We start from the raw sequence: 16,215 nt of genomic DNA on the forward strand, positions 1-16,215 counted from the left end.
GATGAAAAATATAATATTTTTTTTCGTGTTTATTTTTTTAAGTGCTTGTGCAACAAGTAATATTTCTATAGTGAAAGAAAAAACTCTTTCTCAAAACGAGTTAAAAGATTTAAATACCACAAAAGAATGGTGGAAATTATATGATGATAAAAAACTTGATGAGTTTATTTTTTTTGTATTAGAAAATAACACCGATATTAAGGTGGCTAAAACAAATTTTTTAATGGCATTATCAAGAGCTGATTTAATCAATTATGATTTATATCCAACCTTAAGTGCAAGTTTAGGTTTTTCGAGTTCAAGAAATTTAAATCAAGGAATTCACTCAAATAATTTTTCAAATTCTTTAAATTTAAACTATGAACTCGATATTTATTCTAAGATTTCTGATGAGGTTAATGCAAGAGAATTTGATGCAAGAGCTAGTGCATATGATTTAGAGAGTTTAAAATTAAGCATTATTAATTCCACGATTAATAATATTTTTGAATTAGCTTATTTTAATGATGTTAGTATTCTTTTAAAAGAATATATCCTAAATTTAGAACAAATGAAAAATCTTTATAATTTTAAATACGAACTTGGAAAAATCGAAAATCTTGATTTATTAAATATTGATCAAAGTTTATTAAAAGCAAAACAAAATTTACTTTCCAATGAACAAAATAAAGAATTATTGCTTAAAAATCTAAAAGATCTTATAGGAAAACAAGAAGGTTTTGCTTACCTTGAATATTTTAAGAATTTATCTCTTAAAGATTTTAAAAATTTAAATGTAAATTTTAATATTCCTTTAGATGCTTTATTTTATAGACCTGATGTTTTAGCTAAATTAAATAATTTAAAAGCGGCATTTAAAGATTATTCTAGTGTAAAAAAATCTATGTTTCCTGCTATTTCATTAGGTGCAGGTTTTAGTGGAAGTGATGCAAAATTTGATGATAGTTTTAAATTTTCTTTTTTAGATGGTAATATTAAAATTTCTCTCCCTTTTTTAGATTATGCAAGGTTGAAGAAAAATATCAAAATTTCTGAGTATTCTTATGAAATTTTAGTTTTTGAATATGAGCAAGTCTTACAAAGTGCTATTAATGAATTTGTGTATTATTCTAAAAATTATGAAAATACTATTAAAATATTAAATAATCTTGAAAAAATAAATTTAAAACAAGAACAAATTACTAAGGCTTATTTGCAAAAATATGAACTAGGAAAAAGCGAACTTAAAGATTATTTAGATGCCAAAAATAGCTTAAATTCTTCATTGCAAGAATATTTAAGAGCTAAATTTAATCTTTTATCTGTTATTAATACTTATTATCAAATCATAACGATATATTATGATGATATCAATGAACAGCATTGAGGGTTTTTATAAGATCTTGATACATTTTTTTAGCCATAACTTCATAACCTTTGATGCTCAAATGAACATCTTTTAATGAAAGTTTTTGGCTTATCCAATAGTCTTTTCCTTTATTGTCTTTCATAAAACTATGCATATCAAAAATTAAAGCTTTTTCTTCTTTTGCTATCTCATAAAGACTTTTTCTTATGGCAAAAAAATGAGAATTAGGTTCTTTTATAGTTGGCGGAGAGATTATAATAAAAACTGCATTTTTATTAATTTGTTTTAAAATATGAATAAATTTTTTAAAATCATATTTAAATGTTTTTTTATCAAAATTATTATATAAAGCATCATTGGTTCCATAAGCAAGTATGATTAAATCTTGTTTTAAAATTTTAAGCTCTTCTTTGCTTACTTTTAAATTCCATTCTTTCCATAAATTACTTTTTGCTCCATTTATAGCAAGAGTATCTAAAAAGAGATTATTTTTATTTTTATTATAAATTATATATCCGCCAAGTTTTGCATCTTTAGCTAAAGCCGTAATTTTAAATGGAAAATCAAGCTCTATTTCTTTATAAGACCATTTATTTTTTTTACTTTTTAATTTATAGGTCTTATTATTTTCATCTTTAATCATAAAAGCATAATCATTAGATGGACTTTTAAAGATGAAACCTACATTAAATTTTTTAGAACTTAACTTTGTATCTATAACAATGTAAGCATTTTTTTTTAAGGCATTTGCTATAACCCCGCCTAATGGATAATTAATATTTTTAGAGGTTTGAGAGTTGAGAATTTCAAAATTTTTAAATTCATAAGTTAAATTTGAGTTTTGTTGATATTTTGGCTGGATAGCATAGACAAAACCTAATGCATTTGTTTTAAAAAATAAAGTTCTTAAAGTATTAGGAAAAAAGTCTGCAGCTATATGAGAATCTCCATAAATTCTGATTCCTAAATTTTTCTTTTCTTCGATTTTTTGTTTAAGCAATCTTAAAGATTTATTATCTGCATAATTGCTAATGCAATTTTTAGTATCTAATGAAATAGCATTTAAAAAAATACAAGAAAAAGCTATAAAAATAGAAATATTTTTAATCATTCTTATCCTTAATTTTTATATATTGCATAAGAAGTTCTGACATTTTTTTAGCACCTGTTGGAGTAAAATGAATTCCATCATCTGTTCTCATTTTAACACTTTTATTGTTTTCATTTATAATATAAGTTGAAAATTTATTTTCATAACTAAAAAATGTTTTAGTCGGAATAAAAATCTCATTATTGTTTGTTACAATATTTTCATAAATATTATTTAATATAATAATTTTTTTATTTAAATCTTCTTTTTTTACTGGAGGAATCTCGTACCAAAATATTTTTACATTATATTTTTTAGCAATATTTATAAGCTCTTGTACTCTATGAGTATAAATTTGAAGCCATGATAAAGAATTAAAATGATGATAAATTCCATTTTTTTTGATATCCCAAGGATCATTTACGCCTAGCAAAATAACTAAATACTTGATATTAGGATTTTTTTGCAAAGTTGTTTGTGTAGTATTTGCCCAGTTAAAATATGATTTATAAGAAAGCCCTGTATTTTGTTTGCTAAGATTCATGGTTTTTATGCCTAAATTTTTTAAGTCTTTATTTAAAGCTACAGCAACCCCTTGCATTAAAGAATCTCCAATAAATAAAAAGCTATCTTTAGGATTTATATAAGTTATGGATTTTAAATTGTTTGTAGTATTAGTTTCTTGTATTATATTTGTTTTTATTTGTTCTAAATAATTTGAAGTGTTGAGCTCTTTTGAGTTATTATCTTCTAAAATATTATTATCAGTATCTAGATCTTCTTTAGATGTATTTTGTTGATCTATAATAATATTTTTAATCTCTTCTAATTTTACTTTTAAAGAATTTGCTTCTTTTAATATAGTATTTTGTGGATAAAAAATAAAATGATATTTTTGTTCCAAATAAGAACTTATGCTTTCATTCATCACTAAAACAACTAAGAAGAAACTGCAAAATAATACAAATAAAAATTTTAAAATATTCATTAAAAACTCGAGTAAATAAAATTTGGGATTTCGTTAGGAATAAAAGTAAAAATCAAAAGCAATAAAAAGGCTACTATAATTGGTTTTAATATTAGCGGGGTTGCTTGTAAAATTTGAGTGCAATTCTTTTTATAATTGATAAAAGAAGGATAAACTATAAAAAGAATGAAAAAAATAATTAAAATATAAAAAGTTTTATAATCAGGAATTAAGTAGAAATTTTCATAACAAGCTTTTAAATATTCAAAGCTATCATCTAATTTAGAATAATAAAAAAATATCCAAGTAAAACATATAAAGTGAAAAGTTATAAATCTTGCTATAAAAGGAAATTTTTTAAGTTTAAAAGGCATTGCGTGATTGAATATCACTCCAAAACTATGTAATAAACCCCAGATAAAAAAATTAATTGTATTTCCATGCCAAATTCCAGAAAGACAAAAAGCAATTATGATATTTAAATAAGTTCTTAAATGACCTTTTTGATTCCCTCCTAAAGGAATATAAATATATTCTTTTATAAAATTAGAAAGACTTATATGCCATCTTGCCCAAAAATCTTTTAAATTAGTAGCCAAATAGGGCATATTAAAATTAATAGGTAAATTAAATCCAAGCATTAAAGCAAAAGCACTAACTAAATCTATATATCCACTAAAATCGCAATAAATTTGTAAAGCATAGGCATAAATAGCACTTAAAAGTTCTAAAAAACTATAATTTTGAGGATAATCTAAAATTTCTTTAGAGTAAATTTCTAAATAATTTGCTAAAAACACTTTTTTAAAAATACCAAAAAGTAATAAAACAAAAATAAGATCTATATTGTTAAAATCTCTTTTTTTAAAGATTTGATTAAAAAAGAATTCACTCTTCATTATAGGACCTAAAAGAAGAGTCGGAAAAAAGCTAAGATAAATAGCAAGATTGATAAAACTTTCAACTTTATGTTTTTTATAAACACTAACAAGATAAGTAATGGAATTGAAAGTATAAAAACTAATTCCCATTGGAAAAACAATATCAATACTTAAAAAATCTAAGCCTAAATAATTAAAAACAATATTTAAATTATCTTTAATATCTGAAAAATATTTAAAAAAACAAAGATTTAAAATAACAGATATAATTGAAATAAAAAGAATATATTTTTTTTCTCTTGTAAAAATAAGCAAGGCAAAATAATGAATAAAAAAAGTATAAACTAATAAAATTAAAGCAAAATAAGGATTTATAAGGGTATAAACCAAATAGCTAAATAATAAAACTAAAATATTTTGTATTTTGTAATATTTTTTAAAAATCCAATAAATTATAAAAAAGGCCGATATTAAAATGCTAAATTCTAAAGAAAAAAAAGTCATTTTTATCGGCAAAATCGGAATTATTTTTTAGCTTGTGCTAAATTTTTTATATATTGATCTGCTAGATAAAGACCATTTCCATGATCTCCAATAAGCTTGATTTTATCAACTATGCCTCTAAATAAAGCCTCTTCTTCGTGTTGTTCGCTTACATACCATTGTAAAAAATTAAAAGTAGAATAGTCTTTATGTGCTAACATATGTTCAACTAAGGTATTAATTGATTTTGTGATAAATTGTTCATGCTCAAAAGTTTTTTCAAATACATCAAGTAAAGAAGAAAAATTTTGTTCAGGTTGTTTAATTTCTTTAAGATCAACGTGAGAATCTGTTTCGTTTAGATAAGTAATTAAACGTTTTGCATGATCACTTTCTTCGCTAGCATGATTGAATAAAAAAAGTCCAGCCCCATCAAGACTATTTTCATAACACCAAGAGCTCATGCTAAGATATAAATTTGCTGCGTACATTTCTTTATTTATTTGTTCATTAAGTAATTTTACAACTTCCTTAGAAAGCATTTTTATCTCCTTTTAAATTTTAAAAAGTATTTCTATAATGATATATTATTTTTTTAAAAATAAAATAAAACTTAAAAGGTTAAAAATAAAATTTTAAATATTTTTAAAATAAGATAATATTTTTTATCATAAATTTAAAACTTATAAAATAGGTTGATATGGTATGATAAATTACAATAGAGTTTTAGTTTAAAATAGCAAAACTTGCTTATAATATATTTTTGGTTAAGATTTATATAAAAAAAAGTATATTTTTATTAAAATCATATCTTTAAATATTTTTTAAGGATATGATTTGTTTAGGGAATTTTTAAAACTTAGCGAAGAGCCTTTAAAAAGCAAGATTAAGGATTTGTATTTTTCTAAGTTTAATTATGTAGGCACTAAGATTGATTTTTGTATCACTCAAAATTTAGGACTTTTGGGTGAAATTAATTTGCTTTGGGCTGAAGCTAAACAAGGAAAAAGCGAGCTTAAAAAGTCTTTTGTAAAACCTGTTTTTATCATAGAAAAATATAAATTTCATATAAGACAAATTCTAATTTTACTTTACAATGCAAGGGATAAGTATTATAAAATTTTATTTAATGATTTAAACACAGCCTTAAATGCTTTAGCTAAAAAGTTAGAGCCAAAAATTTATGAATACGGCTTTTTAAAAGAATAATCATGGCAAAAAAACAACTTTCTTTAACAAGACTTAGTATTCCTATATTTTGGGACTTGCTTTCTAAATATTTAACTGTGATTATAAATACCGCTATGGTATCGCATTATTCTAATTTTCTTGTGGGTGCCATGGGAGCTGGAAATCAAATTTTAGATCTTTTTATAACTATTTTTTCATTTTTAAGCGTAGGTTGTAGCGTAGTAATAGCTCAAGCTATTGGAGCAAGAGATCATATTTTAGCAAGAAAAGTGATCCATCAAAGCTTGTTTTTAAATGCGCTTTTAGGTTTTGTATGTGGAGCACTTATTTTATGGCATGGAGAATATTTACTTTATCTTTTAAAAATTCCACAAGAATTGCTTAAAGATAGTGAAATTTATTTACACATGCTTGCAATTTGTTTGTTTTTTGATGCTATAGGCATTGTTTTAGCAGCCATTGTAAGGGTTTATAATATGGCTTATTGGGTGATGCTTATAGGATTTTTAATGGATATAGTGGTAATTGGGGGAAATTATTATGTTTTACACTATACAAAATTAGAGCTTTTTGGAGTAGGGCTTAGTAATATTTTTGCACGTATTGTTGCTATAGTTGCTTTGCTTATCATACTTTTTTATAAACTTCAAATTCATCTTAAAATCAAAGAAATGATTAAACTTGAAAAAGAAGTTTTAAAAAAGGTTTTAAATATAGGTGGATTTTCAGCAGGAGAAAATCTTTTGTGGATAGTGCAATATACTATAGCTTTTGCTTTTGTAGCAAGCTTAGGTGAAGCAAGTTTAGCTGTACAAACGATTTATTTTCAAATTTCAATGCTTATTATGCTTATAGGACAAGCTACGAGTATAGCCAATGAAATCATAGTGGGAAAATTAGTCGGTGCTAGATATGAAAATATTGCTTATAAACACGCTTGGCGTGCTTTATATTTTAGTGTTATAGCGAGTGCTTTAGTAGCACTTTTAAATTATCTTTGTCAAGATTTTACTATGCAAGCTTTAGGTTTAAAAGAAGAATTAAAAAATTTAATGATACCCTTATTTGCTCTTTCAATCTTTCTTGAAATTTCACGCACTTTTAATATAGTCATGGTAAATTCTTTGCGTGCAAGCGGTGATGCGAAATTTCCATTTTTTAGTGGTCTTGTTTTTATGATGGGTGTATCTTTACCAGTAGGCTATGTGCTTTGTTTTTATTTTAATCTTGGAATTTTAGGTATTTGGATAGGTTTTTGTGCAGATGAGTTTTTGCGTGGAATGGTAAATTCATATAGATGGAAAAGTAAAAAATGGCAAGGCAAAGCTCTAGTTTAAAATCTTTTATTTATAAAAATGAGTGTTATTTTTATACTAAAAAACGTATAAAAAGTTTAAGATTGAGATTAAATGAAAAAGGCGAATTTATTCTTAGTATTCCTTATTTTTGCACTTTTAAAAATGTTTATGAATTTTTAGATAAATCAAGTTTTTGGATAAACGAAGCTAAAGAAAGATTTTACAAAAAAGCTTTAAAAAATGATGAATTAATTTTTTTAAGCAAAAAATATAAAATTATTTTTGATGAAAACACTAAAAAAACTTATTTTGATAAAGATAATATCATTACCCCAAATAAAATGAAACTAGATTTGTTTTTAAAACAAAATGCTAAAAAAATTTTTAGTTTTTATCTTAAAAAATGGTCTTTAAAAATAGGGGTTAATTTTACACATTTAAGCATTAAAAATATGAAAACACGTTGGGGATCTTGTAACCACAATAAAGCCTATATTAATTTAAATTTAAAACTTTTACAAAAGAGTTTAAAAGCTATTGAATATGTCATTTTGCACGAGTTAAGTCATATTAAATATCCAAATCATAGTAAAGAATTTTATGATTTTTTATACAAATTTATGCCAGACTTTAAAAAAAGAGAAGCGGAATTTAAAACAAATTAAGAAGGATAAAAATTGATTTTAGAATTTAAGTTTAATTATATAGGCGATAATGATGTTTTTGAGTATTTGCTTAATTTTTATGCAAAAGACTATATTTATGATATTTTAATAAATGATGAAGAATATATTCTTAAGATCAAAGCAGATCCTGATAAATTAAATGATTTTTGCAATTCTTTAAACAATATGTCCCATAGTATATTTTTAACAGGATTTGAGGTAAAAGAAGGAGATGATTTTAAGCCTTTATACAAACAAAAAGAAATTTTTGAAAAATATACTTTATTGAGTTTTTTAAATTCTAATGCCTATGCTAAAGAAAATATTTTATTAGAAAATGAATGGGGTCAATTTTGTGATATTTCACTTTCTTTTGATGGTAAAAATTTTGAAAAAATCGATAAAAATAATTTTCACTCTTTGCTTTCTAAAACATTAGATATTATTAAAAAAGATGAAAAAATATGGATTAAAAATCATAAAGGAATTTATACTATACATCTTTTTGATAAGGAATTTAAAGAAGATTTTTTAATGCCTTGTGATATCAAAGCAATCTCTTTCGTCTTTGTATGTTCTAATGAGCAATTAAAATTTTTAGCAAGTTTTGAAAAGCCTTTAATGGCTCTTAAATTAAATGCATTATTTAGACAAAAATATGATTTAAAAATTGATAAATTTTTATTAAAACTAGCTGAAGATATTTTTTTATTTGCCCTAGGTTATGAACTTTTTAAAGAAAATTTTCATTTTTTATCATTTAAAAAAGTTGAAAATTTTATAGATGATTTTAAAATATTAAATGTCAAAGATAAATTTGTTGTATTAGAGGGCTTTGAATTTATACATTCTAAAATTAGAGCTTTAATTTTTTCCAAAAATGATAAAAATATGGCTAGAATTTCTTATCTTGCTTCACGTTTTAAACAAAAAAGTTTTATTTTAGAGCTTAGCAAAGAATATGATGATATTTTATTACTAGATAAAGAAATTAATTTATTAAAAATCACTTTACCTAATCACTCAAAAAAGATATATAGCGAACTTGAAAATGACCTTACAGGAAAAAGACTTTTAGATAATTTCCAAAAAGAATTTAAACTTTTAGATGAAGAATTTGAAAGTAAAAACAATTTCTTTTCTTTATTGTGTATCATAGGAAGAATGCTAAATTTAAATCAAGATTTCAAAAAAGCAGGGCTTGTTTTACTTCAATTAAGCGATCAGTCAAGATTAGCCAAGGGTGTTAAGATTGATTTTAAATTAAATGACAATAAAGAATTTGATTATATAAAAACTTTACGCTCTATTATGAGTTTTATGTTAGCAGGAGTTAGTGCTCAAGATATTTCTTATGGAGTGATTGAAAGTTTGTCATATTTTTTACGCGATTTTTATGATGAATTAAAACAAAAAGATAAAACCCAAGTTGTTTTAATCAGCGGAAGCTTATTTGAACATAAAAGTTTACTTGAAAATGTTTTCAAACATATTAAAGATTGTAGATTAAGCAATGTGCCACTTAGGGTATAAGATCAAAATTTCAGGTTTGGTTCAAGGTGTGGGTTTTAGACCCTTAGTTTATGAGTTAGCTTTAAAATTTAAACTTTTTGGAGAGGTAAGAAATGATGGCTTTGGCGTAGAAATCATTCTTGCTTGCACGCAAAAAGAATGCACAAATTTTATAAAAAATTTAAAAACTCATCTTCCACCTTTAGCAAGGATAGATCATCTTACAATTACTCAAATTCCTATTTCAAATTATACTCAATTTAGTATAACTCCTTCTTTAGAAAATGCAAAAAGCACTCCTATGCTTAGCGATTTTGCACTTTGTAAAGAATGTAAAAAAGAATTTTTTGATGAAAAAAATCCACGCTTTTTATATCCTTTTATCACTTGCACACATTGCGGGCCCCGCTTTAGCATTATTAAAAGCCTTCCTTATGATAGGGCTAATACCTCTATGCAAGAATTTATTATGTGTGAATTTTGTAAAAGTGAATATGAAGATCCAAAAAATAGGCGTTTTCACGCTCAGCCTATAAGTTGTCCTAAATGTAAAATTAGTGTTTTTCTTAAAGACCAAAAGGGCACAATTTTAGCTAAAGATAAAGAAGCTTTTATGCAAAGTGCAAATTTTTTAAAAGAAGGTAAAATTCTAGCTATTAAAGGTATGGGTGGTTTTCATTTAATGTGTGATGCTTTTAATGAACAAGCATTAAAAGCGCTAAGACTCAGAAAAAAGCGTCCTAAAAAACCCTTTGCTTTGATGTGTAAAGATTTAAAAAGTGCTAAAGAACTTGCCTTTATAGATGAAAAAGAAGAAGCTTTATTAAATGGAGTTTTAGCTCCTATTGTGATTTTAAAAGCTAAAAAAGACTTTTCTTTAATTGCTCCTGAAGTTAATAAACTAGGCATTATGTTAGCTTATACTCCTTTACACCTTTTGCTTTTTGAGTATTTTAAAGGAATTCTTGTGGCAACAAGTGCAAATTTAAGCGGAGAAAGCATTATTAAAGATGAGTTAAATTTATGTCAAAAACTTAGTGGAGTTTTTGATTTTTATTTAGATTATGATAGAGAAATTATAAATGCAAGTGATGATAGCATTGCTCAAGTGGTAAATGGTGCAACTATGTTCTTACGCACTTCAAGAGGATTAAACCCTTTTTATTTAGAAAGTAATTTTGATAAAAAAGGCACTTTTTTAGCCCTAGGTGCCGAACTTAAAAACGAATTTGTAATTTTTTATGAAAATAAACTTTTAATTTCTCCTTATATAGGCGATTTAAAAAGTGTTGATGTATATGAAAGATTTTTTAAACTTTTAGATTTTTTCAAACAAAATTATGATTTAGAATTTGAAGTAGTTTTATGTGATAAACATCCACATTTTGCCTATACTAAAGAGTTTGAAAATAAGATTAAAATTTCTCATCACTATGCGCATTTTTGTGCGGTTTATTTTGAATATGAAAAAGAATTTTTAAAAGATGAAAAGGCTCTAGCTTATATTTGCGATGGAACAGGCTACGGAGAAGATGGTAAAATTTGGGGTGGGGAAGTTTTTATAGGAAATTTAAAAGAGTATAAAAGAATAGCTCATTTTGAAAATTTTACTCTTATAAATAGTGATATTAAAAATATACAAAACTTAGCCTTAAGTTTGATTTGGCATTATGATTTAGAAGATAAAGCTAAGGAATTTTTAGCCAAAATTCCAAAAATAAAACTTAAAAATCTTAGAAAAATTTATTCTCATTCTAATTTGCAAACAAGCTCTTTAGGGCGTATTATTGATGCTTTTGGAAGTATAGTTTTTAATATAGAAAAAAGTTCTTATGAAGCACAAATTGGCTTAATGTGTGAAGCCTTTTATGATGAAAATCTTGATTTTTCTTATAAACTTTTTATAGAAAAAGGACAAATTAATTTTAAAAGTTTGATTTTAGGGGCTTTGCAAGATGAAAAAAGCAAAGCTATTACAGGTATGTTTAATGCTTTGGCAAATTTTATCATAGAATTTAGCAAAGATTATGATTTAAAAGTGCTTTTAAGTGGAGGAGTTTTTCAAAATAAAACCTTACTTGAAATTTTAAAAGCTAAAGAATTTAATTTTTTTGTGCCTTTAAAATATCCTTGCAATGATAGTTCTGTTGCTTTAGGGCAAATGGTGCATTATTTAAATTCAAAAAAATAAAAAAATATTTTAAAACTCATAATTTTTTAATGCTTTTAAGGCTAAAATGAAGTAAAAACTAAAAGGAAAAAACAATGTGTAAAGATTGTGGCTGTTCTATAAATTCAACTCATACTCACGATCACCATCACGATCATCACCATCACGATCATCACCATCACGAAAATCCAAGTTTAAAAGAAAGTAAAACCATAGAAGTAATTTCTAAAATATTAGATAAAAATGATGAAGAAGCAAAACACAACAGAGCTCATTTCAATGAAACAAACACGCTTTGTATTAATTTAATGAGTTCTCCAGGTAGTGGTAAAACAACGCTTTTAGAAAGTACGATCAAAGCTTTAAAAGATGAGTTTAAAATTGCTGTGATTGAAGGAGATTTAGAAACCAATAACGATGCCCTAAGGGTAAAAGATGCTGGAGCTTTAGCATATCAAATCACCACAGGACAAAGTTGTCATTTAGATGCTTTTATGGTGCATAAGGCTTTGCATCATTTAGATATTAAAGATATAGATTTACTTTTTATAGAAAATGTAGGCAATTTAGTTTGCCCTGCAAGTTATGATTTAGGAGAGCATTTAAATGTGGTCTTGCTTTCTGTAACTGAAGGTAGTGATAAACCACAAAAATATCCTGTAATGTTTAAAAAAGCAGATATTGTATTAATTACAAAGGCTGATTTGGCACATCATTTTGATTTTGATATTAAAGAAGCTACTAGGCTTATCAAAGAATTAAGCCCTAGAGCTGATATCATTACTCTTGATGCAAAAAATGGCACAAATATGGAGCTTTGGTATAAAGTGCTTAAACTCAAAAAGGAGCTTTTTTAATGTGTTTATCTATACCTTCTGAAATTTTAGAAATAGATGAGTTAAATAATGCTTTAGTGCAAACTTTAGGCGTAAAAAGAAAAGTAAATTTAGATCTTATTGATGAGCCTCTAAAACAAGGTGATTATGTTTTAATCCACGTTGGAGTTGCTATGGAAAAAATCGACAAAGAAGCTGCACTAGAGAGCATTAAAACCTATCAAGAAATAGTAGAAAAAATGAATAACGGGGAGATAAAAAGTAATGAGGGGGATTTAGGTTTAAATGAATTTTATCGATGAATTTAGAGATAAAGAAAGTATTTTAGCCCTAAAAAAACTTATAGAACAAGAGCTTAAAAATCCTGTCAATATTATGGAGATTTGTGGCGGACATACTCATAGTATTATGAAGTATGCCCTACCTTCCATTTTACCAAAAGAGATAAATTTTATTCATGGACCAGGTTGTCCAGTTTGTGTAATGCCAAGAGAACGTATTGATATAGCTATTAAATTAGCTTCGATGAAAGATACTATTTTTTGCACCTTAGGAGATCTTTTAAGAGTGCCTGGTAGTGAGTTTTCTTTGCTTGATTTAAGAGCTAAAGGAGCTGACATTAGAGCGCTTTACTCTCCACTTGAAGTTTTAGATCTTGCTAAAAAAAATCCAGATAAAATCATTATCTTTTTTGCCATAGGCTTTGAAACTACTACACCTATGAGTGCCTTACTTCTTGAAAAAGTGATAAAAGAAAATTTAAACAACGTCTTTTTTTATATAAATCATATCACCGTTCCAGCTCCTATTGAAGCGATTATGAGTGATGAAAACGTAAAAATCAATGCCTTTTTAGGTCCTTCTCATGTAAGTGTGATCACAGGTTATGGTATTTATGAACCTTTAGCTATCAAATTTAAAACTCCTATTGCCGTAAGTGGTTTTGAGCCTGTAGATATTTTAGAAAGCATTTTAAATATCATAAAACAAAGCAATGAAGGTAAATTTGAAGTATTTAATCAATACAAAAGAGCTGTAAGTAAAGAAGGCAATATCAAAGCCCAAAATTTGGTTAAAAAATATTTCCAAGTATGTGATTTTGAATTTCGTGGTTTAGGACTTATTAAAGATGGAGGTTTAGAGCTAAAAGAAGAATTTAGCACCTATGATGCAGGTAAAAAGTTTGATTGCACTGTGCAAAGCAAAAATGAAAATAAAGCTTGTATTTGTGGGCAAATTTTAAGAGGTTTAGCCAAGCCTTATGATTGTAAAGTTTTTGCTAAAGCTTGCACTCCAAAAAATCCCATAGGAAGTTGCATGGTTTCAGGTGAAGGAGCTTGTGCAGCATATTATAAATATTCAAAGGTGAATACATGAAAAATATTTCCTTAGCTCATGGGGGTGGCGGAGAAGAGATGAATGAGCTTTTAACTAAGCTTTTCAAGATCTTTAATAATGAAATTTTAAATGCAAACAATGATGCAGCGATTTTGGGCAATTTAGCCTTAAGCACGGACTCTTTTGTATTAAGTCCGATTTTTTTAGATGATGAGATCAATATCGGCAAACTTTGTGTTTGTGGTTCTATTAATGATATTTTAATGGTAGGAGCAAAGCCAAAATATCTAAGTTTAGGACTTATTTTAGAAGAGGGTTTTGAGCTAGAAAAACTAGAACGCATTTTAAAAAGTATCAAAAAAGAGTGTGAAAAATGTGGTGTAATGCTAGTTTGTGGCGATACTAAAGTTGTTCCTAAAGGTAAAGGTGATGAGATTTATATCAACACCACCGTCTTAGGAGAGATCATTGCTAAAAAAGAAAGTAAAAATATCAAAGCAGGGCTTAGCATACTTGTTTCAGGCGATATAGGAAGACACGGAGCTAGTGTTTTAATCAAAAGAAATAATCTAGAAGCTAATATTAAAAGTGATTGTAAAGCTTTAGATAAAGAGGTTTTGGAACTTTTAGAAAAAGATATCAAAGTCATTGCTATGCGTGATGCAACACGAGGCGGACTTAGTGCGGTTTTAAATGAGTGGGCAAAACAAAGCGGAAATGATCTTTTAATTTTTGAAGAACAAATTACCATACAAGATGAGGTTTTAGGACTTTGTGAGCTTTTTGGCTATGAAGCATATGAACTTGCCAATGAAGGTACTTTTATACTTTGCGTAGAAAAAGAAGATGAGTTAAAAGCCTTAGAAATTCTAAAAAAATACAATGCGAATGCGAGTATTATAGGTGAAGTTTTAGAAGAGAAAAAAGCACGCGTGATTTTACAAAATGCTTATGGAGCTAAACGCTTTTTAGAAAGCCCTAAAGGCGAACTTCTACCAAGAATTTGCTAATGCACGAATTAAGTATAGTAGAATCTTTAATCGAACTTTGCGAAGAAAACGCCCTAAGCAATAATGCCAAAAATGTGCAAGAAATTTATGTAAAAATCGGGCGTTTAAGTGGTATAGAAGTTGATCTTTTTAAACGTTGCTTTGAAACTTTTAAAGAAAACTCAAATTTTTGCAAAAATGCTAAACTTTTTATAGAGCTTGCCCCGCTTGAAATTTTGTGTTTAAATTGTAATCAAACAAGTATTTTAGAAGAAAATGTTTTTAAATGTCCTAAGTGTGAAAGTATAGAATACAAAGTCACACAAGGCGAAGACTTGTACTTAATGCGACTTGTGATGGGATAAAATTTAAAATGGATAATTTTAGATTTATCAGCAAAATTAGTGAAAATATTTTTAAATTTAGAAACAAACCAATAAATTAAAAAATATTTTTTATATAAATAAAGCTCCAATATATTTTAAATTTAAAAATAAAACTAATATTATTTAATAGTTTTATTTTTATTCTTTCAAAGATTATTATATTAAACTGATTAGTTTTTATTTTATAAATATAAAATTAATATTAAAAATATCTAAAAGTTTTCTTAATATAACTTTAAGAAAATTTTTTTTATCATTACGCATAATCTATGATTTGGATTTATTATTCTTTGGTTTATTCCCTTTTTAAAAAATTAAATAACTAATTAACTATAGGAGGTTATAATGGGTCAGCGTTTGTATAGTTTAGACAAAAAAGAAACGGGGGGGGGGGATTGAAAAAAACCATTCTCATTCATCTAAAAAACTAGTTCTTTCTTTAGTTACAATCTCTTTTTTAAGTTCTTATTCTTATGCTACAGCTAATGTAGAAACTTATGATGATAATAGCGATAATTCACCTAGTTTTTATAGTTCACAATCTAGTAGCAATACTACTATAAATGAATCTTTAAGTTCAACTCATACTATAAGTGGAAGTAATAATACTCTTACTATAACAAGCAGTGGTTCGGTTACAATTTCTAGTCCTACTAGCAATGGAAATAAAAACAAGCAAGCTATTCTTTTCCAAACAAGTTCTTCTACTTCTACCTTTTTAAACCAAGGAACCCTTCAAGGTGGAGGTAATACTGCTAGTGTTCAAGTAGGAAATAGCAGTAATGGTGGTGCTACCATAGAAACGTTTAATAATAGTGGCATTATAGGAAATGGTGTTTCTAAATTTGGTATCACAGTTTGGGGAAAAGATGGATCTAAATCTACAATCAATAATTTTAATAATAGTGGAACTATTCATTCAAAAAATGAAGCTATATATTTTAATAATACTGATATTCAAACTTTTACCAATAGTGGAACTATTAAAAGTAACAGCGGTTATGGAATTAATTTAACTAGTGGAACAACAATCAATAATTTTACCAATAGTGGAACTATTC

Annotated in this window: 15 protein-coding genes; 11 read left to right on the plus strand and 4 right to left on the minus strand. The window is 26.2% G+C overall.

From position 1 onward, the window contains the following. Position 1 precedes the first annotated feature (1 nt). Entirely contained in the window at positions 2–1,366 is a 1,365-nt protein-coding gene (locus tag GQV94_RS05325; RefSeq protein WP_200170009.1) for a TolC family protein, read from the plus strand. On the opposite strand, the gene GQV94_RS05330 is transcribed toward GQV94_RS05325, so the two are convergent. From GQV94_RS05330 to GQV94_RS05345, 4 genes are read right to left on the minus strand one after another with little or no spacing between them, the layout of a single operon-like run. After that, a complete protein-coding gene (locus GQV94_RS05330) occupies positions 1,350–2,459 on the minus strand; it encodes a GDSL-type esterase/lipase family protein (protein WP_200170010.1) in 1,110 nt (369 codons plus the stop codon). The genes GQV94_RS05325 and GQV94_RS05330 overlap by 17 nt on opposite strands. Continuing rightward, a complete protein-coding gene (locus tag GQV94_RS05335; protein WP_200170011.1) occupies positions 2,452–3,426 on the minus strand; it encodes an SGNH/GDSL hydrolase family protein in 975 nt (324 codons plus the stop codon). The genes GQV94_RS05330 and GQV94_RS05335 overlap by 8 nt, the downstream gene beginning before the upstream one ends. After that, the gene (locus GQV94_RS05340) at positions 3,426–4,790 is read right to left on the minus strand and encodes an MBOAT family O-acyltransferase (RefSeq protein WP_200170023.1); all 1,365 of its coding nucleotides are present in this window, start codon (positions 4,788–4,790) and stop codon (positions 3,426–3,428) included. The genes GQV94_RS05335 and GQV94_RS05340 overlap by 1 nt, the downstream gene beginning before the upstream one ends. Before the next feature lie 20 nt (positions 4,791–4,810). Beyond that, positions 4,811–5,311, minus strand: a complete 501-nt coding sequence (locus GQV94_RS05345; RefSeq protein ID WP_200170012.1) for a ferritin — start codon at positions 5,309–5,311, stop codon at positions 4,811–4,813. A gap of 295 nt (positions 5,312–5,606) precedes the next feature. On the opposite strand from GQV94_RS05345, the gene GQV94_RS07810 reads away from it, so the two are divergent. The 10 genes from GQV94_RS07810 to hypA all read left to right on the plus strand — a co-directional run bounded on the left by GQV94_RS07810 (position 5,607) and on the right by hypA (position 15,133). Continuing rightward, complete coding sequence (locus GQV94_RS07810; RefSeq protein WP_234126394.1) at positions 5,607–5,978, plus strand: hypothetical protein; 372 nt, start codon at positions 5,607–5,609, stop codon at positions 5,976–5,978. Between the two features lie 2 nt (positions 5,979–5,980). Beyond that, positions 5,981–7,297 (plus strand): MATE family efflux transporter, encoded by a 1,317-nt coding sequence (locus tag GQV94_RS05355; protein ID WP_200170013.1) that lies wholly within the window; start codon positions 5,981–5,983, stop codon positions 7,295–7,297. Next, a complete protein-coding gene (locus GQV94_RS05360) occupies positions 7,273–7,923 on the plus strand; it encodes a M48 family metallopeptidase (protein WP_200170014.1) in 651 nt (216 codons plus the stop codon). Before GQV94_RS05355 ends, GQV94_RS05360 begins: the two co-directional genes overlap by 25 nt. Before the next feature lie 12 nt (positions 7,924–7,935). Beyond that, positions 7,936–9,456, plus strand: coding sequence for a hypothetical protein (locus GQV94_RS05365; RefSeq protein WP_200170015.1), 1,521 nt, complete (start codon positions 7,936–7,938; stop codon positions 9,454–9,456). Beyond that, positions 9,437–11,626: a carbamoyltransferase HypF gene (hypF, locus tag GQV94_RS05370; RefSeq protein WP_200170016.1), complete on the plus strand. Its 2,190-nt coding sequence runs from the start codon at positions 9,437–9,439 to the stop codon at positions 11,624–11,626. The genes GQV94_RS05365 and hypF overlap by 20 nt, the downstream gene beginning before the upstream one ends. A gap of 74 nt (positions 11,627–11,700) precedes the next feature. Then, positions 11,701–12,462: a hydrogenase nickel incorporation protein HypB gene (hypB, locus tag GQV94_RS05375; protein WP_200170017.1), complete on the plus strand. Its 762-nt coding sequence runs from the start codon at positions 11,701–11,703 to the stop codon at positions 12,460–12,462. Further along, positions 12,462–12,743, plus strand: a complete 282-nt coding sequence (locus GQV94_RS05380; RefSeq protein ID WP_200170018.1) for a HypC/HybG/HupF family hydrogenase formation chaperone — start codon at positions 12,462–12,464, stop codon at positions 12,741–12,743. The genes hypB and GQV94_RS05380 overlap by 1 nt, the downstream gene beginning before the upstream one ends. Continuing rightward, a complete protein-coding gene (hypD, locus tag GQV94_RS05385; RefSeq protein WP_200170019.1) occupies positions 12,727–13,818 on the plus strand; it encodes a hydrogenase formation protein HypD in 1,092 nt (363 codons plus the stop codon). The genes GQV94_RS05380 and hypD overlap by 17 nt, the downstream gene beginning before the upstream one ends. Further along, positions 13,815–14,789 carry a hydrogenase expression/formation protein HypE gene (gene hypE / locus GQV94_RS05390; protein ID WP_200170020.1) on the plus strand — a complete coding sequence of 325 codons (975 nt, stop codon included), beginning with the start codon at positions 13,815–13,817 and terminating at the stop codon, positions 14,787–14,789. The genes hypD and hypE overlap by 4 nt, the downstream gene beginning before the upstream one ends. Then, positions 14,789–15,133: a hydrogenase maturation nickel metallochaperone HypA gene (gene hypA / locus GQV94_RS05395; RefSeq protein WP_200170021.1), complete on the plus strand. Its 345-nt coding sequence runs from the start codon at positions 14,789–14,791 to the stop codon at positions 15,131–15,133. Before hypE ends, hypA begins: the two co-directional genes overlap by 1 nt. Positions 15,134–16,215 lie beyond the last annotated feature (1,082 nt).

Source organism: Campylobacter sp. TTU_617, assembly GCF_016599045.1.
Lineage (GTDB): Bacteria > Campylobacterota > Campylobacteria > Campylobacterales > Campylobacteraceae > Campylobacter_D.